At 40.0% G+C, this 21,198-nt stretch carries 10 protein-coding genes; 3 read left to right on the forward strand and 7 right to left on the reverse strand.

Annotated features, from left to right (window positions below; all coding sequences use genetic code 11):
- Window positions 1–284: 284 nt before the first annotated feature.
- The 6 genes from D0T56_RS13275 to D0T56_RS13300 all read right to left on the reverse strand — a co-directional run bounded on the left by D0T56_RS13275 (window position 285) and on the right by D0T56_RS13300 (window position 11,973).
- Entirely contained in the window at window positions 285–2,246 is a 1,962-nt protein-coding gene (locus D0T56_RS13275) for a sugar-binding protein (RefSeq protein WP_163320640.1), read from the reverse strand.
- 11 nt (window positions 2,247–2,257) lie between these two features.
- Entirely contained in the window at window positions 2,258–3,235 is a 978-nt protein-coding gene (locus D0T56_RS13280) for a DUF5017 domain-containing protein (protein ID WP_255491178.1), read from the reverse strand.
- 24 nt (window positions 3,236–3,259) lie between these two features.
- Window positions 3,260–4,939 (reverse strand): RagB/SusD family nutrient uptake outer membrane protein, encoded by a 1,680-nt coding sequence (locus D0T56_RS13285; RefSeq protein ID WP_163320642.1) that lies wholly within the window; start codon window positions 4,937–4,939, stop codon window positions 3,260–3,262.
- A 16-nt stretch (window positions 4,940–4,955) separates the two neighbouring features.
- Entirely contained in the window at window positions 4,956–8,090 is a 3,135-nt protein-coding gene (locus tag D0T56_RS13290; protein WP_185153883.1) for a TonB-dependent receptor, read from the reverse strand.
- Window positions 8,091–8,226: 136 nt separating this feature from the next.
- Complete coding sequence (locus D0T56_RS13295) at window positions 8,227–10,053, reverse strand: ELWxxDGT repeat protein (RefSeq protein ID WP_163320643.1); 1,827 nt, start codon at window positions 10,051–10,053, stop codon at window positions 8,227–8,229.
- A gap of 57 nt (window positions 10,054–10,110) precedes the next feature.
- A complete protein-coding gene (locus D0T56_RS13300; protein ID WP_163320644.1) occupies window positions 10,111–11,973 on the reverse strand; it encodes a glycoside hydrolase family 2 protein in 1,863 nt (620 codons plus the stop codon).
- A 375-nt stretch (window positions 11,974–12,348) separates the two neighbouring features.
- On the opposite strand from D0T56_RS13300, the gene D0T56_RS13305 reads away from it, so the two are divergent.
- From D0T56_RS13305 to creD, 3 genes are all read left to right on the forward strand, one after another.
- The gene (locus tag D0T56_RS13305) at window positions 12,349–12,963 is read left to right on the forward strand and encodes a hypothetical protein (protein ID WP_163320645.1); all 615 of its coding nucleotides are present in this window, start codon (window positions 12,349–12,351) and stop codon (window positions 12,961–12,963) included.
- Complete coding sequence (locus D0T56_RS13310) at window positions 12,960–13,259, forward strand: transcriptional regulator (protein WP_163320646.1); 300 nt, start codon at window positions 12,960–12,962, stop codon at window positions 13,257–13,259. The genes D0T56_RS13305 and D0T56_RS13310 overlap by 4 nt, the downstream gene beginning before the upstream one ends.
- Before the next feature lie 62 nt (window positions 13,260–13,321).
- Window positions 13,322–14,692, forward strand: a complete 1,371-nt coding sequence (gene creD, locus D0T56_RS13315) for a cell envelope integrity protein CreD (RefSeq protein ID WP_163320647.1) — start codon at window positions 13,322–13,324, stop codon at window positions 14,690–14,692.
- A 291-nt stretch (window positions 14,693–14,983) separates the two neighbouring features.
- Here the strand turns inward: creD and D0T56_RS13320 are convergent, their stop codons facing one another.
- Window positions 14,984–20,893 carry an alpha-2-macroglobulin gene (locus D0T56_RS13320; protein WP_255491179.1) on the reverse strand — a complete coding sequence of 1,970 codons (5,910 nt, stop codon included), beginning with the start codon at window positions 20,891–20,893 and terminating at the stop codon, window positions 14,984–14,986.
- Window positions 20,894–21,198: the final 305 nt, after the last annotated feature.

Below are 21,198 nucleotides of genomic sequence, written 5' to 3' on the forward strand. Positions count from 1 at the left end.
GTCATCTAGACTTTTTAAATTATACTTAATTTTTAAGTTTTTGTCATGTTGAACGTAGTGAAACATCTAAAAAAAACAGATCCTTCGATACTCTCAGGATGACAAAATTGAATAAAACGAAAAAGTCTAGACGGTTTCTCTGTCATAAAGATAAGATTACTAAGAGTCTGGTTGAAAATTTTTCTTTGAAATTATTGTGTGCCTAAAAAGGCAATTTTTACTCCTCAAATCTTTTTCATTAAAAATTTAAACAGGCTCTAAACAAAAATATTCTTGCTCCGATTTCAGAATAATATTTTTTTGTTTACGATATCTCCACTAACAAGATGTAGCCTCAAAATCCCGCCTCCCCATGACTGGGGAAGAGGGATTTGGGTATTTTGATCCAGATTTGTTTTCCTATCAATTAACCCACCAGTGAAAGAGTAGAAAAATAAATCACTTATTGCGAACGGACTATTTATATGCAAAATGTTGTCTTCGACGAAAGCCCGTACACTCGGATTATCTTTATCTGCAGTTATCGCTGAGCCTTTATTCGGAACCAAGCGAAACTCCAACCATGTCCACGAAGCGTCGTTATCAACGTCTGCAATGTTATCCGTTGTGAGTTTATATTGCTCTTTATTGACAACCTCAACAGCTATTGCCATTCGGGTATCAATAGGAGGAGCAGTTTTGCCCATCAAACTCCAGGGGATAGCTACTTCTATATTATAATAAATAGACTTTACGTCAACGGCATATAATATCTCAGAGGTATTATTGTCGTTTTTCCACACGCCGTTGCTTGCACGCTGAAACTTTACAGTTCCATCCGTGTCGAAGAAAAAGCTATACATTCCTTCTTGTGGAGTAGACCCTGAAACATCATCAGCATCAATCATAAAACGTACGCCGTCATTGTCAAGTCCCGTATTTATAATGTTTCGGTCGATAACACGGGAGGTGAAATAAAGATACTTTTCATCATACAAAAAGTCTACCGTTGTTTTATTTTTGCTCACATGCCCCAAATGAAGCTGCGAAAGATTCGATGTTGTCCACTTTTCGCCCGAAGTCTTCACCCCGTCAACCGTAATTTTTCCATAGTCGGCTCGTGCCTGACGGATAGGATATCCTTTAATCATCAAAACATCATTAGGCTTATTAGGTGGCCCGACAGACCCTAAAGCCACAACAACTCCCGTGTCTATGACCGACACAGAATTCCAAATAGAATGTTTGTCATTGCCAAGAGCAAACGGTGTGCTCTTAGCCTTAAAGTTCTGCGCTCTTTCATCTCCGACCAATACGTGCATATCGAAATACTGTAAATCGTCTGAGATTCTATTCTCATTACTCTGATAAGAAGCTACAGTTTCTCCCCATGGAAGTTGACGGATATATGGAGCCGCAGAAATTAAACCTGCAGGGGGTATCGTTTCAAAAATCATTTCACGATTAGAACTAGTTGCACTTACAGGCCCTTTTGTCCAATTATCGTCTAAAGTATTACGTACAGTAGTAGCTACAAAATGTCTTCTTCCAGGCCATCCGTTATCTTCGATGATTACCACAATTTCACTCTCATCGCGAAGCAATAGAGGAGCAGGCATACCGTCTCTCGAACCAGCACGATAGCAAACAGTTACAGGTTTGCTCCATGTTACCCCTTTGTCAAAAGAACGGCACATGGATATGTTCTGATCTTCATTTGTGGTATATTCATTTTCATTTGCAAAATAGCACTGTACTTCACCTGACGGCAATTCAAGAAAAGCCGGTTCCCAACAGCCATCAACAAAAACATGCTTCGCGTCAAACACAAAATATGGGTCACTCCAGGTTTCGCCATTATCTGTACTGCGCAAAACACGAATACCGAAAAGGCGATCGGTTGAATACGGGGCCATAGGCCGGGGATTAAATCCGACTAAAATTGTACCATCCAACAGCTGAACAACATCAGGAACTGCATAAGATACTTTATTGGGTGGCGACGCTATAAGCCGGGGAGACGACCACGAAGTTCCCTTATTATTGCTGAACGTTATACTAATTCCTCCCAAAGCCTCGGCAACAGCCAATAACCTCCCATCCTGAAGCTCAATCATACGGGCATAATTCCCCGATGGAAATACTGTTGTTTGACTACCAAGATCCCAAAATATCCGCGAGCCCTGATAAGGTGTCACTCGTTGACCAAAAGATGGGACACACATTGTCAACGCAAACAATAGTAATATAATTTTATTTTTTTTCATTGTTATATTATTCACTGATAACTAATCTTCACGTTGACAGTCGCTTTCGACCGTAAATTTGCATTTTCGGGAGAAATTGAAACCAAACGATAAACTACATTTTGACTAAAATCGACAGCAGTTGTTCCTGATGTTTGTTCAATATTCCCGATGTAAACTTTATCGGTTGACGAGTGTGTTGTAAACTCCGGTATAATATTGCTGATATCTGTTCCTGCGGGTAACGAAATTGCCATGTCGAAAGTACTATAATCAAATTCGTTACGTATCAATGTCCCTTCTGCCCCAAGCATCTTAAATGTATTAAATTCAGGATAATACATTGTGTGAAGTTTATATGGGCGTACTGTTCCGAAATCTGATTTTACTGAAATATAGACAGTATTCGATAAATTATACTTAGTCGTACTTGAATACTCCGCATCATTGACAAAGACCTTAGTAGAATCGGATTGAATATAGAAACGTAACCTTTGAGACAAAGCTATCGACGGAGTCGAGTTGTTATATTTCACTTTACGGGGTAAAACCATCAACCACTCATCATCAGCCAACTTTTGCGCAAACACTTCATCATAAAGAATCTGAGGGCACGAGAGCTTATCTATCTCTGTCTGATTGTCAATTACCGTTACTGTAAAAGAACACGTGTCACGTTTCAGGTCTTTTGCTTTATCGGTATGCGTAGAAGCGATACACACAACTTTGTATATTCCCGGCGATGAATATGAATAAGTGAACAAACCTTTATTCACCACAAATCCGGTATTACTCTGCTCCCTAAGTTCATAATTGTGCATATCGTCACCGGTATAAACAACAACCTGATCTGCATATCCCGTGAAGTTAATAATCATCGACTCATTAATTTCAAAATTATCCTTGTTAATGGTCATTCGGGCGATAGGAGTATCGGCACTTTCCTCTTCGCAAGAGAGAAGAAACAATGGCAGGCAAACTCCCAACAATATCTTAAAAAATATTTTCATTTTCATTCTGTTTCTGATTAATAATTAATACCCCGGATTTTGCTCTACAACACCATTAGATATATCAATCTCACTTTGAGGTATAGGGAATAACTCGTTGATTCCCTCTCTGAAATAATAGCCTCTTTTGTTGGCTCGTTTTGCACCATACGTTTTAATAACATCTGCGGCCCTTTTTTGACGAACCAGGTCAAAGAAACGATCCCACTCAAAACATAATTCAGTACGTCGCTCTTTCCATATCTGATCGCGCATCTGACCATAACCGCCTCCAATATACAATGCCGAACTGTTATTTATAGTATTAGCCTGTGCTTTGTTTTTATTCAATTGAACCAAAGCCATCGCTCCTTGCCCACACTCATTCAAGGCTTCGGCATACATCAGAACAACCTCCGCATAACGAATCAAACGCCTGTTTTTCCCATTATCGCCTCCATATTGCGGGCGGTCTTTGATCGGCGTATACCATTTCAATGAGAGATAACGCCCCGGTCCACTCTGACACAAATCTCCGTCAGGTGCATATTGCTGATGCCCGATAGTATAGTTCCGACGAGGATCGCTGGAAAATATCTGCTGGATTATATCATCAGTTGTCCAGATTTGAGGAGTACTTGAATAATGGTTCGTGTAGATTGGCGTTCCTTCATTTATATCACCTTCCGAACCATCGGCCGATTCTTTGAAAACAACCTCGAAGACAGAACCTTTGCTAAATTCGCCTACCTGAAAAAACTGATCAACATAGTCTATATCTTTTCCATAATAGTCTTTATATTCGAGCGAATATGCATTCTGCAATGCCGGCAATTCTGTGTTTTCAGTTTCGTAGGGATCTGTTGATGAGTTTAATTCTTTCGGCTTAAACCACAAGCGTTTACGAAGGCTTTCCCAATCTTCCTTAGACGAATCGTATTTGAGAATCTCACCCAAAGTCATAGACCTTCCGTCAACAAAAAACTCTCCTAAACGTACCATTTCTCTCCAGTAATCCGATTTTTCGCCCGGAGTTGCCTGATACATAAGCACCTTCATCAACAAAGCTACTGCTGCGCCTTCTCCGGCTTTGCCGGCATCGGTTCCCATGTAGCGGGCAGGCAACATAATTGCAGCTTCTCTCAAGTCTTTTTCAATATAGGCGTAAACCTCTTTTTCCGAGCTACGGGGTATTACCAGATTCTTTACCGTTTCCACCTCCGGGCGAATAGGTACCCCCCCGTAAGTTTTAACCAAATTGAAATAGTATAAAGCCCTTAAAAATTTAGCCTGTCCCAATATCTCACGTATAGCCTTATACGACGCATAATCGTCAACCGACAGTTTCACTTTATGCGCATTTGCTATTACCTGATTTACCCGATGGATGCCTTTATAATTGATCGTATATCTATTTTGCACCCATTCGTTTGATGTGCTAAACCGAAATTGCACCAACTGCCCCATTTGGCTTGACAGACCTTCATCGTCTCCCCAAACATCATCGGCACAGGCTTCACCGAAACGCCACTCACATTCGTTGAAAAGATCCATCTGCAATACGTCATAACCGGCATTTAAGGCCGCCTGAAGCTTGTAGCGGGTGTCATAATAATTCTTATCTGTTGAGTTTCCAAGAACTTCTTTATCTAAGAAATCATCACATCCGGTTAGTGTAAAAAAACTAATACTGAATATCAGTATCTTGAATAATATTCTATTCATCTTTGATATCTTTTAATTACATAACAATTTTAAATCCGACAGTAAATGTGCGTGCCTGTGGATAGTTTCCCTGATCAACGCCCATATTAAGATTATTGCCTTCGGTTCCGGCTATTTTTCCGACTTCAGGATCAAAGCCATTGTAACTTGTAAAGGTTATTAAATTGTAAGCTCCTAAAAATACAGACAGATTTGACAATTTCAGGTTGGAACATATCTTTTCGTCAAAATTGTAAGTCAATCGAAGTTCTTGAAGGCGAATGTATGAACCATCCTTCACAAAGAAATTGGATGCCCTGAAATTTCGGGCTGCATCGGAAGGATCAAGATCGGGAACAGACGCATTCAGGTTCAGAGGGAAAAATTCTCTATCCGACCTCAATTGTCCCGACCAGTGTTTACTTCTGATATCAGCATAAAGATTTCCCGAAGCCGCATTGTTTAGATAATAATCCATCACATTGAAAATTTTATTTCCTGTTTGCCCTTGGAAAAACATGTTCAGATCGAAGTTTGCATAACTGAACGACAATGGAATACCAAATACAAAATCAGGAAGCGGTGAACCCAGATAGGTACGGTCTTCGGCTGTTATGCGTCCATCTCCATTCAAATCCTTGAAACGGAAATCGCCCGGACGTGTTGTCTGTTCAAAATCATTTTTTCCTTCGTCATATTGGGCACTTGCCTTCACCTCTTCATACGTATTGAATATTCCATCTGTTACATATCCGAAGAAACTACCAATTGGCTTACCTACTGCTGTTTTAGTTGTAAAGTCAAGAATGCTCGACTCTGTTAACCAACCTCCATAAATCGGTTCGTTTCCGGTTCCGAGGCTTATTACTTTGTTCTTGATGTAAGAAATATTGAAGCCAACTTCGTATCTGAATTTATTGATGTTGTTTTTGTAGTTAATGTTAAATTCGACTCCACGGTTACGAACAGCTCCGGCGTTAGTCATCGGAGCATCGTCCAATCCTGCCGACAGGGTAACGGGAACCCTCAGCAACATATCAGTTGTTTTTTTATTGAAAAATTCAATGCTTCCTGTCAATCGGTTTTTGAGGAAACCAAAATCAAGCCCGATGTTATATGTCTCTGTTTTCTCCCAATGTATATCCGGATTGCCTATTGTTGTTGCGGTTGTTCCGGGATAAAGGATGTGATTCCCGATTCCATAAGGATAGTTGTACTGTGTGTTCAGAAGCGTATACCGAGACATCTCATCTATTCTGTTATTCCCCAGATTTCCCCATCCTACACGAATTTTTCCTGAGGAAAGCCAACTCATATTTTCCATGAAAGATTCGGAAGAGAATTTCCATCCGAGAGAAACCGACGGGAAGTATCCCCATCTTTCTTTTTTCGCAAAAATAGACGACGCATCGGCACGGAAATTTGCCTGAAACAAATAACGGTCATACAAACTATAATTGACACGTCCGATAAAACCGACTGCCGTCCAATGACGATCGAGCCCGGATGTTTTATCTCCGGTATAAGCACTTGACAAATACCAAAGGTCTGACGAATTGCTAGCCGTTCCTTTTCTGTTCGATTCCTGGAAATTAGATTTATACCCTTCAAGAATTTGCCCTCCCAGAATTGTTATATCATGCTTGTCATTGTTCCATGTAAAAGTAAGCAAGTTATTAACCTCCCACTTATTAGCCTCATTTTTTCGTCTATAAACTCCGGTCAGGTCGTATGGCATTTCAAAATCTTCGTCCAGTTTATTTACTTCGAAGAAATTGCTCAGATTTTCGGGAACAAAATAATCAGATACTTTAAACTGATAGGTCAGCTGCTTCGTTATATTGGCCGTAAGGCTCATATTCAAATCAATACGATGCCGCTCCATCTTGTTATGATTGCGATTAAGCACCGCCAGAGGATGGTCTTCCGAGTAATATCCTTTCGAATTGTAAGTATATACCATCGGACTTTGAAACAGGGCACGCTTCATGACACTGTTTTCTCCTTCCGGCACAATATGACGATCTTCATTGGTGTACATCATATTTGCACTCAGATTTAGCCAAGGCAACAACTGTGTGTTTATATTTAAGCGGGTATTGAATCGTTCATACTCCGAGGTTTTTACAATACCTTCTTCCTTGTAGTAACTACCACTCACCATGTATCTGGTCTTTTCAGTTCCGCCCGAAACCGATAAATTATATTGCTGTTTAATTCCGGTTTGGGTGATAGCATCCCACCAGTTTGAAGGTGAATTAGATCTTATCGTATCAATCCGGTGATATTTGGCTCTGTCGTAAACAAGTTCTTGCGTAGCAGGATCTTTTGAATAGTACAATTTTCCATCAACCGAATAATTTGTTAACCCATTGATATAATCTTGCATAAGAGCAAAGTCTCCTATGTTCATCACATCTATTTTTTTCCATGGATTAGAAAAACCCACAAAACTGTCGAACGTTATTTTTGTTTTACCTTTTTCCCCGCTTTTTGTTGTTATAACAACAACTCCATTAGCTCCACGCGCACCATACACCGAACCCGATGCTGCATCTTTAAGTACTTCCACATTGGCAATATCATTCGGGTTTATGTGATTTATCCCGTCAACAATAAAGCCATCGACCACGTACAACGGGTCTGCATCGTTTATTGTGCCCGTTCCTCTAATTTTTATGGTCGTATTACCTCCGGGAGCTCCGGTATTCTGAATAATATTCACTCCGGCTGCTTTACCCTGCAAGGCTTGCAAAGCAGAGGCTACCGGAACATTGTTTATATCTTTCCCCGAAATAGAAGAGATTGCACCCGTGACATCACTCTTTTTCTGGACTCCATATCCTATAACTACAATTTCGTCAAGAAGCTCTTTTTTTTCTTCCAGAAGAACAACTATTTTTTCATCTCCAACTTTCAGTTCCTGAGTTGTATAACCCATATAACTAATAACAAGGGTTGCGTCTGCCGCTGTTTTAAGATTAAACTCCCCATCAATATCTGTGACCGTACCATTGGTCACACCTTTTTCCGACACAATGACCCCAATAAGAGGTTCTCTGCTCCGGCTGTCGAACACGCTCCCCGATATTGATTTTTGACCATAGGAAGAGATCGAATAAAATATAGCAATAAATAAAATTGCTATATTGATAAATTTCTTTTTAATCATCTGTTAATCTGATTTACGGTGATAGTTTACAATCCACCACTCAAATGATAGAATAACTTTAAGGTTATAATGTATAAGGGAGGATGTTTTACTCTGAACTAAGGCAATACATCCTACCCCTTATACTAATTAAAGTTTATTTTACTATTAAGCTTGAAACATGTTGTGCGTTTGGACTTATAATTAAAACTTTATAAATTCCTTTTGCTAGAGATGAAACATTAACAGTATTATTTTCAGGGTTTACGTTCTGATATACTAACCGTCCTGTCAAATCATAAATCTGAACGGAAGAAACTTTTTCTCCGATATTAAAGCTAAAACTTTCTGTTGCCGGATTCGGATGAATTGCTAGTTTTGCCGATTGCTGAGGCGTTTCAATTCCGGTTATAATCTCGTTACGAGTTCTGAATTCAATATCTAAATCGTCAGCATCTTTTGCAGGATCATATCCAGCCTTCCGGTAATGATATGCGTATAAAGATTTGCTTTCGTCTGAGGTTGTAAAGATAAGATCGCCTCCCAGATTGCGTAACGTATGTATTCTGTCTCCGTCAGGATTAAGGTTTGTTACACGTACCGGAAACTGTGATTTATTATCAATACGGAATAATTTCTGCTTGTTTTCGGCTACTTCTCCGCTCTCATTCCACCAATATAAGCTACCCGAAACAACAGTCAGTTCTTTCACCCAGTTACTTTGTATACCGGGTCCCATATCCGATTGCATAGTGATAGTGCTACCGTCGGTATAATGCAGCTCTCCTCCAAAGTTGCTTGGTTTTGTTGCATCAAATCCTGTTGCAGCACAAAACATATAAACGCCATCGTATTCAACACCAACGTCAGCATAACTATGGTTATCGCTTGTCGGTTCGTTTTTGTTTATATCAAAGATGGTAAAATCGCCCTTTTCCAGATTTGTACATGCCAACTCGGTTCCTGTTTCCAACGAAAATCCTCTGAAATATACTTTCCCATTGTAAGGGAAAACACCGGCGTCGGATGCTCCACCACCACGAGGGAAGCCGTTTTCGTCGAACGTCGGATTCGAATCGAATATTTCATACGTACCCTCCGGAGTTCCATCACTGGCCCAAGGCTCGTTACTACTCTCGATGGAAAAGGCCTTGAAGAACAACTTTTCGTTGTAAAAATTCACCATGTTATCTATGGCCGAATTTGCCGTTCCTGTAGCTATTGTTTCTGTATTGATATCTTTCACAAAAACGGTTCCTTCGGTTGTTCCGTCAGTTGCCCATAATTCTTCGCCCACAGTTCCATCCTTATTGTCTGCTTTAAAGAATACCTTACGTCCTACACGGCAATATGGAGTTGACGATGTATGATAATCTTGCCCCGGAAATTTCGTATCGCATTCATAGATCAACTTTGTGCCATCGGCTGTTCCGTCACTAACCCACAACCACCATTGCGCACCACGGTCGCTATAGTTTTCACTATCAAAATCTTTTGCTCCAAATATGAATTGATTTTCATTAACCTGTACAAAACCTCTTGGCTCGGAAGATCCAAAATCATGAATGTCCTTAATCATATAAGTTCCGGATTCAGTTCCATCAGATATCCAAACTTCCACTCCATTTACATCATCATTTGCAGCAAAAACCACTTTATCGTTAAAACGAGTAAGCCAGCTAATATCGGAACTTGTTGCCCCCTTGTTAATATCCTTCACCATTTTGGTTCCTGCCACTGTTCCGTCAGTCACCCAGAGTTCTTCACCATTAATGTCATCCGATGCAGCAAAAAACGCTTTGTAGCCCTTTGTTTTGTCTCCGGCAACTACCAAATTTTTTTGCTTGGCGGCTTTTCTTTCGTCGCCAATGGATGCCTTTACCCCTGCGGGCAAAAGACTTACCATACCATCAGGCAATGTTTGTGCGAAAACTCCTCCCATCACAAAAAGAGAGGTCAAAATTAATAAAGTCTTCTTTTTCATGTTATTATTTTTTAAAGTGAAAAAATAAATTAGTTAGTTTATTTATGTAGCAATTAGTTATTTTTCTTCTCTTCGTTCTTTCAACATTTGTTCTACTTCTTTTTTGGCCTGTTCTCTCGACTTTGTGAAAATCTTTCTGACAAGTTCCATATCAAACTTCTCGTTTCTGTCGTAAGTATAGATTCCATTTTTTTCCAACTCCACGTCTACTATTTGTGTGTAGCAGAATCCTGTTATATGATCCAGGCTCAAAACAACATTCACCTGTTCTTCGAGTCTTTTGTAGAATTCATCCAGTGTTTTGGGAGCCTCTCCGTATCCCCAAAATTCTTTCCGCTCGCTTACTTCAGGTGCTTTCATTTCTTTTATCCACTGAATTCCGCCAAATTCATCTACCATATATGCTTCACCTTTATAAGGTGCGCTGAATTCGGGACGAAAAACATAAGGGTAACCATTTTCATCACACTTCAATTGCTTATAAAGCTGCACCGGGTCCTGAACATAGGTATGTTCGGTGTATATATCTGTAAATCCGGCATGATAGCCTCCACTTGCAGTTACAACAGGACGGGTTCTGTCTATTCTTTTTGTCATGAAATAGAGGTCGTTGGTCATACGAGCACGCTGATTGTCCACATCTTCTTTCCACGTTTCATTAAGGGGTGACCATGCTACCAAAGATGGTGTATTATAATCTCTGTGGATACACTCTTCCCATTCTGACAACATATTGCGGGCTGCTATTTGATCCGTCCAATCCATACCCCAACTAGCCGATTCTCCCCACGTAATATAACCTAACTTATCTGCCCAATAGAGATACCTTTGTTCAAACACTTTTTGGTGCAAACGGGCTCCATTGAATCCTGCCTTTTTACCTAATTCTATATCTCTTTTCATTTGTTCATCGGTTGGTGCAGTCCATTGTCCATCAGGGTAATATCCTTGATCGAGTACTAAACGCTGATAATATGGCTCATTATTAAGGTAGAAAGTTTTTCCACGAAGTTCGGCTTTTCTCATTCCTCCATAAGAATTTACCTTATCAATCACTTGCCCTTTCGAATTCAATACCGAAAACTCAATGTCATAAAGGAATGGAGACTCCGGCGACCAAGTCTTTACATTTTTCAATTTAGCGAAAACAAAGGAATTATTACTTGCTTCTACCTGTTGAGAGAATACTTCTTTACCACCATCCAGAACTCTGACTTTAAACGAAGTCTCTTGATCTAAATCATAAAAAGTAGGTTCAAATACAAATTGTTTATTGTCTAAATCCGGTGTTATCCGACAATTTTTCAATCCTCCTTTAGCAACGGCTTCCAGCCACACTGTTTGCCAGATACCTGTTACACGCGTATATAAGGCAGCATACGAATGTAAACGAAGCGATTGCTTTCCGGCAGGTTGCAGCTCGGAACGTAAATCGTCTTCAACAAATACAATCAGATTGCTGGCACTTCCTGCTTTAACATAAGATGTTATATCTACCGAAAAAGAAGATGAACCTCCATAATGGACAAATATTTCTTTTCCATCAATATAAATAGTAGATTTATAATCCACACCTCCAAAATTGAGCAGTATACGCTTTCCATCCCAATTGGCAGGAATATTTATTTTACGTTGATACCACATCGCATTTATGAAGTCTTTATGGTCAACCCCCGACAACGAACTTTCGGGGCAGAAAGGAACCATTATTGATTTTTTAAACCCATTGGATGTAAACAGCAATTGTTCTTTGCCGCTTTTTGAAAAATCAAATTCGTAGCTCCACGTACCATTCAAGTTAACCCAATCTGCTCGTTCAAATTGAGGACGAGGATACTCCGGCCGAGGAATATTTGATGCCGGATAAATAATAAGTGTGGATAGGAATAATCCTAAAAACAAAAGGACACTTTTTCTCATTTCACTTTTTTTTGATATTAGACGTTTATGAATGTTAATACCTGCAAAGTAAATGGAGATGCTTCATTTCGATAGGTAAAATTGTCTTCAAAAAGGGTGTTCCTGTCTTTAAATAGTTAAATAGGCATTGAGGAATACCCCTTCTGAGGTATTCTTGATAGAAAAAGGAAACTTTGAAAGAAATGACATCATTATATCCTCACATTCCCATTCAATGTGATCTCCTTCGATGTGTGTTTATCGTAGCATCTTTACCCATACCTGTCTTCTTTGTTAATAGTCATTCAAAAATAAATAAAATAATTTAACCCGATTCCTTGCATATATAATTTATAAACATTTACTTTGTATTTCAAAGTTCTTTTATTAAAAAGCATGAATAACAACATTGAAGATTTAAGACATATCCGCTCCATGATGGAACGCTCTACAAAGTTTTTGTCAATCAGCGGAATTTCGGGCGTATTGGCAGGTACGTTTGCCATAATCGGAGCGATAATAGCCCATTATGCTATTAAAGGTAATATTGTGATTACCGAAAATTTGATATGCGATCTTCTGATAATTGCAGCCGTAGTCTTGTTTATGGCCGTTTCGGCCGGATTGTATTTCTCGGCAAGAAAAGCAAAAAAGAACAACGCCAAACTTTGGTCACCCTTAACCTTACAAATAGCGAAAGACCTTTGCATTCCATTATTTTCCGGAGGAGTTTTCTGTTTGATACTCATCTATAACCGTTGTGGCTATCTGGTAGGTTCGGCAACATTGGTTTTCTACGGAATATCCCTCATTGCAGCGGGCAACCGTACCTATCGGGACATTAAAATATTGGGAGCCTGTGAAATAATATTGGGATTCATTGCCGGAGTTTCTATCGGCTATGGCCTGATTATATGGGCGATAGGTTTTGGCGTGCTTCACATTGTCTATGGCATTGTTATCTATTACAAATACGACTCGGGACGAAATAAAAAACAAACAGCCGCATGAAAGATATTATATCGGGGTTGAATAAGATTTTCGACAGTCGTATTCGTTTGGGTATAATGTCGGTATTGGTGGTGAACGACAGCGTCGATTTCAACACCATGAAAGAGTTGTTGGAAGTGACCGACGGCAATCTGGCCAGCCACCTGAAAGCTCTTGAAAAAGAAGGCATTGTTCAGGTGAAGAAACAGTTTATAGGACGAAAACCAAACACATCGTATATGGTGACCGAATTGGGTCGGATACTATTTATGGAACATATCAACGCTCTTGAAAAATTAATTAACCCTTTATCATAATTTTTTTTAATCAAACACTTTGCAATTCAAAGTTCTTTTTAATTCAACAAATACATACAATTATGAATCAAGAAACATTATCGAAAGCAAACACAATTACAGTAAAAGCCATTCTGGTTGCTGTTTTAACACTACTCATGCTCATACCCGTAGGCATGATAAAATCACTGATTGAAGAAAGAACACAGAACAAGGTTCAGGTGCAGGACGACATCAGTTCGAAATGGGGAGGCAAACAATCAATAACAGGACCCATTCTTGTTTTGCCATACAAACATGTGTCCGGCGAGGGAACTGAGAAAACTCTCTTTGCCTACTTCTTACCGGACGAATACAATATAGATGGAAAAATGGACACAGAAGAACGTTCGAGAGGGGTGTATGACATACTTTGCTATCAGGCACAAGCAAAAATAAGTGGCAAATTCCTGACACCCGATGTTCGGAAATTGGGTTTAAACCCAGATCATATGAAATGGGACGAGGCTTATGTGTTGATCGGTATACCTCATCTTCAAGGAATAAAAAATCAAATAAGTTTCAATTGGAACGGAAAACCTCAAGGCGAATTATCAAGTGCGGTGAACAAAGAGATTTTGCCTTCGGGATTAACCATAAAAGTTCCGATCAATCCGGAAAGCCTGATGTCTTACAACTTCGATTTCGACCTGACCCTTAACGGGACACAAGGCATTGAGTTTACACCGATTGGCAAACAAACCCACATTCATATATCATCTCTTTGGAAAACTGCTACGTTTTCCGGCGATTTCTTGCCAAACAAGCGTGTAGTAGACGACAATGGCTTTGATGCCCAGTGGGATATATTCGATTACAACAGGGATTATCCACAAATGTGGATTACGGGAGGATACAGCGACTTGCAAAAATCGAATCTCGGAGTCGATCTTTTGTTACCGATTGATGAATACCAGCAAACAATGCGTTCGGCCAAATATGCGGTGATGTTCATTGCCCTTACTTTTCTCGTGTTCTTTTTGGTTGAAATTCTTGGTAAGAGAAAAATTCATCCGATACAATATGTTCTGGTCAGCTTAGCATTGGTGTTGTTTTATACCTTGTTGCTTTCGTTTTCGGAACACATGCAATTTGCGTTGTCATACCTGATCTCGGCTGCTGCAACGGTAATATTGATTACGGCTTATTCTAAAACCATATTCAAGGATTTGAAGCAAACCTTGTTGATGGGAGGCTTCCTTGCCGGATTGTATACGTATCTGTATGTGGTGCTGCAACTTGAAGATACGGCATTACTTATCGGTTCCGTAGGACTGTTTGTTGCATTAGCCATCGTTATGTTTATCCTCAGAAAGGTGAACTGGTACAAGAAAGAGGATAAACAAGACAATGAAAAGACTGAAAAACCGACAGATAACGAAAAGCCATACTATAATGTTAATAATCAGGAGTGAACTCTATGTCTGTTCTATTTTCTAAACAAACATAAAACAATTTTAAACAAAATATTATGTCACAGTTACACTCAAAATCAGCAAATGATAAGGATTTAAAAAGATTGGCTGAGCTGAAAAGAAAAAACAGACAAGACAGCCCCTAGTCCCTACAAGATATGTATTAAACAAAAATAGAGGCGTAAAATTTTACGCCCCTACTATCACCCCACCCAAAAGGGAAGGAGTTAATTTCGCCCTCTCCCTTTTGTTCCCCCTCTTAGGGAGGGGGGGTAGGGGGAGGTGTATTTTCTACTTCACACTAACTTTTATTCCTGCTGTATGTGATACAAATTCAGGTGCATACATACATTGTATACTGGTGATTCCGTTCGAATATTCACCTGTGCGATTTGCATACACAGGATATTCAAACACATAAGTACCCTTTGGCAAATGGTCGAAATAGAAATTGGTTGACGCGTCTTTAGTCGATTGATAATAAATCGTACCGTTCTGCCATTTGATTCCCGAAATGGTTTCAAGCGGTTCGAAACAAGACGCACGCATATCTTTCAGTTGAACAAACTCCATATCACGATCAACCCTTACCGTCAGGCGCACAACCACTTTATCTCCCACTTTAATAGGATTGTTTTCTGTGATTTGAACCAGATTCTTACCCTTGTCGGACGTTGCTTCCACAAACAGTTTCTTATCCACGTTCAACTCTCCGGATTGAGCTGTAATCTTGTCAAGGTCTTCGTAATATTGCCAATAGAGAGCACCCCACGCAACACCATTACCCGATTTATTGATGCTTACTTTACCCATATCTTTGGTTATTTCGCCCTTGTTCCATGTTTCTTTGAAATAGCCTGTTCCAAGCTCTTTGTTTTCGGGTTCTACTGTCTTTTTAGCAACCTTAACCACCGATTCGCCATCGCTTGCAAACCAATCTGAACCTGTGCTTAACAATGCCTGAACAGCGTCGATTGTAGCATGGGTAGATTCCCAAACCTGCGTTTGCTTTTGTTTCAGCAACCACTGTTTCATACCATCCATTTCAGACGCCGGGGCATTCGTTTCCTTGAAGGCATCCATTATGAACGAGTGAACCGACACTGCCGACTGCGACATAAATGCCGAACTACGGTTGTTTGCCCAGAACATTCCCATTTCGTCATTGGTTGTGGCATGTTCACGCAACGATTTCATTATTGCATTTTGCAGCTCTTTGTTTCCGTTTTGTTTGGCTAGTACAACCAAAAGAGAACGTTCGTAAAGGCTCAGTTTTGTCCAGTTCTTTTCTACAACAGATGTATAGAAACGTTCGGCTTCACGGGCACTCTTATCAATCGGAATGTCACGATAGAACGAACGTACATACATATATTCCAATTGGTTAGTAGAGATTGTGGTTATCTTAGCCCAATTTTTATTCCATTTTTTCAGGTCGGCAAAATCTTTAGTTATCTGGCTGTCGATATATTTCAATGCTTTCATTTGCGCCACTTTCACATCTTCGCCATATTGAATTGCATTCAGTTTTATCAATTGATGGAAACCATAGAGCATATATTGTGTAACGCTTCTGCTCGAATACATTCCTTTATACCATGCCCAACCGCCATCTTCGCGTTGAAGCTCAAGCAGTTTCTCGATAGCTTTTTCGGTTTGCATTTTCGAATTGTTCATATCGAACAACAATGACAAGCGACTCATTTGTTCAGTCTCGTCTTTTGCATCCATCACCCAAGGAGTTTCTTCCAGAAGAACGGATTTCAGCTCTTCATTCTTCTGCAATTTAGATACGAGGGTTTCTTTGTCTACACCCTGTTTCTTCCATGCGTCTATCATTGTTGCCACTTTCGGATACTGACGAACGATAGACGAGCCAACCGTATTTACATAGTAACTGGCAAACCAGTTTACCGCATTTTCGTTTGTCGGGTTGCTCATGGTTGGCAATGCCTGAATAGCATACCAAGCAGGATTTCCCGCATACTCGAGTGTGAGGCGGTAGTTTGTCAGCGAAGACGAATTGCTGTTTACAAGTTTATCGAACGTAAAATCTTTCGTCTGATCGCCTTTGATGTTCATTGTCATGCTCTCCGTTACCAGCATCCTGTTAGGAAGAACAGAAACAACATGCTGTTCGCCGTCGCTGAATGTTTCGCTTTCGGCAATAATACGCACCCCTATCATATCCATATCCGACGGAACGTTGAATGTCCATTCCGCAGAAGTTGAAGCATCCTTTCCGATAGAAAAATCCTGAGACTGATTGCTTATCGAAATGTTATGAGCCTTATCGGTTAACGGGGCGAAAAACTCGATCCTTACTTTTCCGCTGATCGCTCCGTCCGAAAGATTGGATATTTTCGTAGAAATACTTGTCTTATCTCCCTGACGGATAAACCGTGGCATATTTGGCGTTACCATCAATTCTTTACGAGACATAGCTATTGCTTCCAGCGAGCCTGTATTCAAAGACTTGTCGTGAGCCAATGCTCGGAACTTCCATGTAGTATTGCTTTCGGGAACAGTAAACGCAAGAATCGTTTCACCCTTTTCGTTCGTCTTCAACTGAGGATAGAAGAACGCCGTTTCGTTGAAATTACTACGGATTTTAAGTGCCTGATTCGAAAACTTATCTTCAAGTTTTCCCACAACGCCTGTCTGTCTCCATCCACCTTCAAATTCAACCTGATCGTTAGCTTCTGCAACCAAAGGAGGGGTAAACTGCACATTAGCACTCATTTCCGACTCATCGGAAGCACTTTCTTTTACCATAGCTTGATCCTCCATCGGTGCTGCATTTACTCCTGCCATTCGTCCTTGAAGTGCTCCGTCTGCCGATTTAGATCTTGTTGCTCCATACATAACAATATCATCAAATCCGCCCAGATAAAGACCAAACCAATCAAGCCGATCAAATTTAAACTGAGGTACGTTTGAATTTGTATATGGGAAATAGCTATACAGGCTTGTACTTCTGAATGTTTCGTAACCATCGAACGTTGAATTGCCTCTGTACACATTCAATTTAGAAGTAAAATTCCACTGGTTGGTATTTCGCAACTTATCCAAAGAAGAATCGTACATGGAAGCAAGAAGTTCGGCAGCCACAGGCTTTCCGTCCTTGTCTTTGATGGAGATTTTCCACTCTTCCTGTTGCCCCGGACGCAATTTGTCACGGAAAACATTAAATTTCAAAGTCAAAGCCTTTTTTTCTTCCTTCTTCTTTATATCCATTTGTATGGTATATGGCTGTTCGTCTACGGCATACGTGAACGATGCGGTTACGCCATCTCCATATTCAGATTTATAAGGTATGCTGATTTTCTTGTTCGAGTCACTCAACTTAAATTGCTGGCGTTCAAACACCTTATCATCTTTTATCAGGTCTAACATAATATTAGCCTCTTTGGCGGATGCTCCAATGACGATTTCGGCAGGCTCTTTCTCGTCGAAAGACAATTTATGCCATATCAGCCATTCGTTCGTTTTATACGGAGGTTTCTTGTCATCAAGTGAATACAGTATAAAATCGGACTCTGATGCTATCTCCCGCCCTTTATCGTCTTTCGATGTCAGTTTGATACGATATTTAGCCGAGGGCAGCTTTTTCAGCATTGGCATCAGGTCGAAATTGCCCTTAGTATCGAACTTGCCCGAAGTCACCTCAGCCTTGATGCTGTCATTCTCCCAGAGATTATACACTGTATAGTTTCCTGCAGCTTGTACCTCTTGCCCGTTCAGGTTGAAGGCTTTCACCTTGATGCTATCTTTTCGTGTTTTATCCAACATATCCGGGATAGAAACAGAAAGCATCATAGACACATTACCCACAACAAACCCTTTATCCCCCGATTGAGTTTCACCATTCAGGTCGGTCACGGATGCTTCTACATTGAAATTGAATATTTGATTCAATGGGCGAATACCTCCTACATTATCATTCTGAGGTATCAGGAAGTTGATCTCGAACGACCCGTCATCTTTGGTCGTAACCTCTCCGCTTTCTACAAATTCGGGAGACTGTGGAAACCATTTGAACAGCGTACTTTTATTTATCGTATAGTTCACCGTTGCATCCTGCAACTTCACCCCGGAGAAACTCTCTGCCCGTCCTACAATTTTAGCAGAATCGCCAAATGTATAGGTTTCCTTTATCGGATCGAAAGTTACCTGAAATGTCGGACGCTTATATTCTTCCACGCTGAAGTATTCGTTCTGATCGCCTATCTTAATATTGTATCCACCGGTCAATCCACCTTGAGGCAAGGTAAAATCGCCCGACAAAGAGCCAAACTCGTTTGTCCGCAAGTTTTTCTCCGACACCAATTGATAATTAGGGTTATACAGGCTCACCTTATAGCTCTTGTTGGCTATTACCTGTCCGTCTGTCTTTTCGCTGAGCTTGACGACTATCGCCTTAAAGTATACCGTTTGCCCCGGACGATAGATACTGCGATCTAAGAAAATATTGACATACTCGGAAGTCTCGTCCGAATCGGATTCGTAATTGTATGAGTAAGGCAAATTCTTATAATCGGAAGTTATATCTCCGGCTTTACTGATGCGATAGAAGTAGTTGTACTTGTCATTCTTATCTTTCAGATTCAATTGAACAATTCCCTGTTTATCAGTGGTGCCATCCACTATCTTTGTATAAACAGGCTTATTATACGAACCGGTTTTTCGCACTATTTCTACTGCTGCTCCGGCAACAGGCGCCCCTGTAATGCGGTCTGCAACATAAAACTCATAGTTATCATCTCCTGCAAACCTATTGAAATAAGCCAAACGGGAGACTTTGAATTTCAGCTTATTGCTCGACCCCGAAGTTGTTTTTTTGTCGTACAACACACTCAATTCATACTCACCCACCTTATTCAGGTCTACGGTAAAATCCTTACTATCATTCAGGTATGAAGCCTTAGGAGCCAAATCCAGTTGAATGGTTTTGACAACAGCTTTTGTTTTTATATCCCTGACGGTAATGGTTGCCTTACTTAGATTCTTGTAAGTAAGTTTAAATGTTTTCTTTTCATTATCCGGATGAAAAACCGCTGTCCCCGAAACCTGAGCATTAGGCTGCTCCATATTATTAAGGGCGTTTTTCAGAACATTAATGCGCTTATAATGGGGATATTTCTTTATTCCTTTGGCGTACCAATCGTATGCCTGCTTAAGATTTTCATTTCTTTCGTCCGATTGCGCAGAGTATCTTGTAGCATAATTGTACGATTGCAAGTTGTTGCCTATCGCACCGATTATTTCCACACTGTAATCCTTATCCTGATATTTCTTTTCCAGAGCGAAAAGGAAATCCATAGAATGTTTGGTACGGTATGTCTGCGATTTGCCCCTCAAATAATTATTCCTATCCAATTCGGTCAGAACTATCGTTTCGCCCATATTTCGAGACAGGAGTGATTTCAAGTATTGAGCATAGAATGAAAGAGTTAACAAATCATCATTATCCGAAAAATTCAACCTTACAAATTTTTCGGCCGAAGCTGCTAGATCGGAAACCTGTATATCATTCGTTTTCAGTGCCCGCTGAAAATCAACAACATCAATAGCTGAAGATATTTCAATCGCATTTTTCATCAGAAAGTCATAGAGGGTAGGATAAATAGTTCTTGAGTCTTCACCCGGTTCTATAATATCCTGATACGATTTGGTGGTTGCTTTTTCCAACAAAGACCGGTCTTTGACCGATTGCGTGAGATGCGTCCTTATCTTTTTGAAAAAGATGCCTTTAGTCCACTCCTTCATATCTTCGGGAACAAAGTCGCCCAAATCTGTCCTTTGGTTTATTTTCCACCGATTGGACTGATAATAGTTCAGATACAGTTGTCCCAGACCTGAATGCAACAAGGCTTGGTCTTCCACTTTCGGGATAGAAGCCAATAGCTGTTCCAAATCGTCAAAAATATGGCTATCTTCATCCTTATTTATTATCGTGGCATACTTATTTTTATAAATAAGCGATTTCACCGTTTGCGGAGTATTCTTTTCCGAAATGGCTTTCTGAAGGATACGGTCTACTATTTCCGTTGCCGATTTTGGCAAATCTTTTTTGTCCATCAAACCTACTTCCTTCCACAATTCTTCATACGATTTCATTGTATTCTGATTTTGCTTAGATTGAGCTGACACTCCCATTACAAGGGTCAGGAGAAAAACTACTGCGATTAATCTTCTCATATAAATATATATTATTTTAATTTCTTCCAACATTCAGAGTTTTATACGAAGCGATTAGCTTTTGTCATCCTGAACATAGCGAAGGATCTTTATCCGGGTTAGCAAGGTACAAGTTTTTTCTTGTCTACCTGTTTTCTTGTTCTCTCGTCAACTGATCTTAGCACAGATGCTTCGTTTCACTCAGCATGACTATAAAAGCCAACTGCTAATCAAATAACACTCTATTTCGATGCAACGTTTATTCATAGATGCAATTTGACATGCCTTTTTCATAAACCCTGCTTACATTTATGATATTTTAAGAA

This window comes from Dysgonomonas sp. 520, from assembly GCF_010501095.1.
Classification (GTDB): Bacteria; Bacteroidota; Bacteroidia; order Bacteroidales; family Dysgonomonadaceae; genus QVMP01.

Coding starts and splice junctions, on each gene's coding strand:
- D0T56_RS13320 (WP_255491179.1), bottom strand. CDS start 20,893: ATGAGAAGATTAATCGCAGTAGTTTTTCTCCTGACCCTTGTAATGGGA.
- D0T56_RS13280 (WP_255491178.1), bottom strand. CDS start 3,235: ATGAAAATATTTTTTAAGATATTGTTGGGAGTTTGCCTGCCATTGTTT.
- creD (WP_163320647.1), top strand. CDS start 13,322: ATGAATCAAGAAACATTATCGAAAGCAAACACAATTACAGTAAAAGCC.
- D0T56_RS13300 (WP_163320644.1), bottom strand. CDS start 11,973: ATGAGAAAAAGTGTCCTTTTGTTTTTAGGATTATTCCTATCCACACTT.
- D0T56_RS13305 (WP_163320645.1), top strand. CDS start 12,349: ATGAATAACAACATTGAAGATTTAAGACATATCCGCTCCATGATGGAA.
- D0T56_RS13290 (WP_185153883.1), bottom strand. CDS start 8,090: ATGATTAAAAAGAAATTTATCAATATAGCAATTTTATTTATTGCTATA.
- D0T56_RS13285 (WP_163320642.1), bottom strand. CDS start 4,939: ATGAATAGAATATTATTCAAGATACTGATATTCAGTATTAGTTTTTTT.
- D0T56_RS13310 (WP_163320646.1), top strand. CDS start 12,960: ATGAAAGATATTATATCGGGGTTGAATAAGATTTTCGACAGTCGTATT.
- D0T56_RS13295 (WP_163320643.1), bottom strand. CDS start 10,053: ATGAAAAAGAAGACTTTATTAATTTTGACCTCTCTTTTTGTGATGGGA.
- D0T56_RS13275 (WP_163320640.1), bottom strand. CDS start 2,246: ATGAAAAAAAATAAAATTATATTACTATTGTTTGCGTTGACAATGTGT.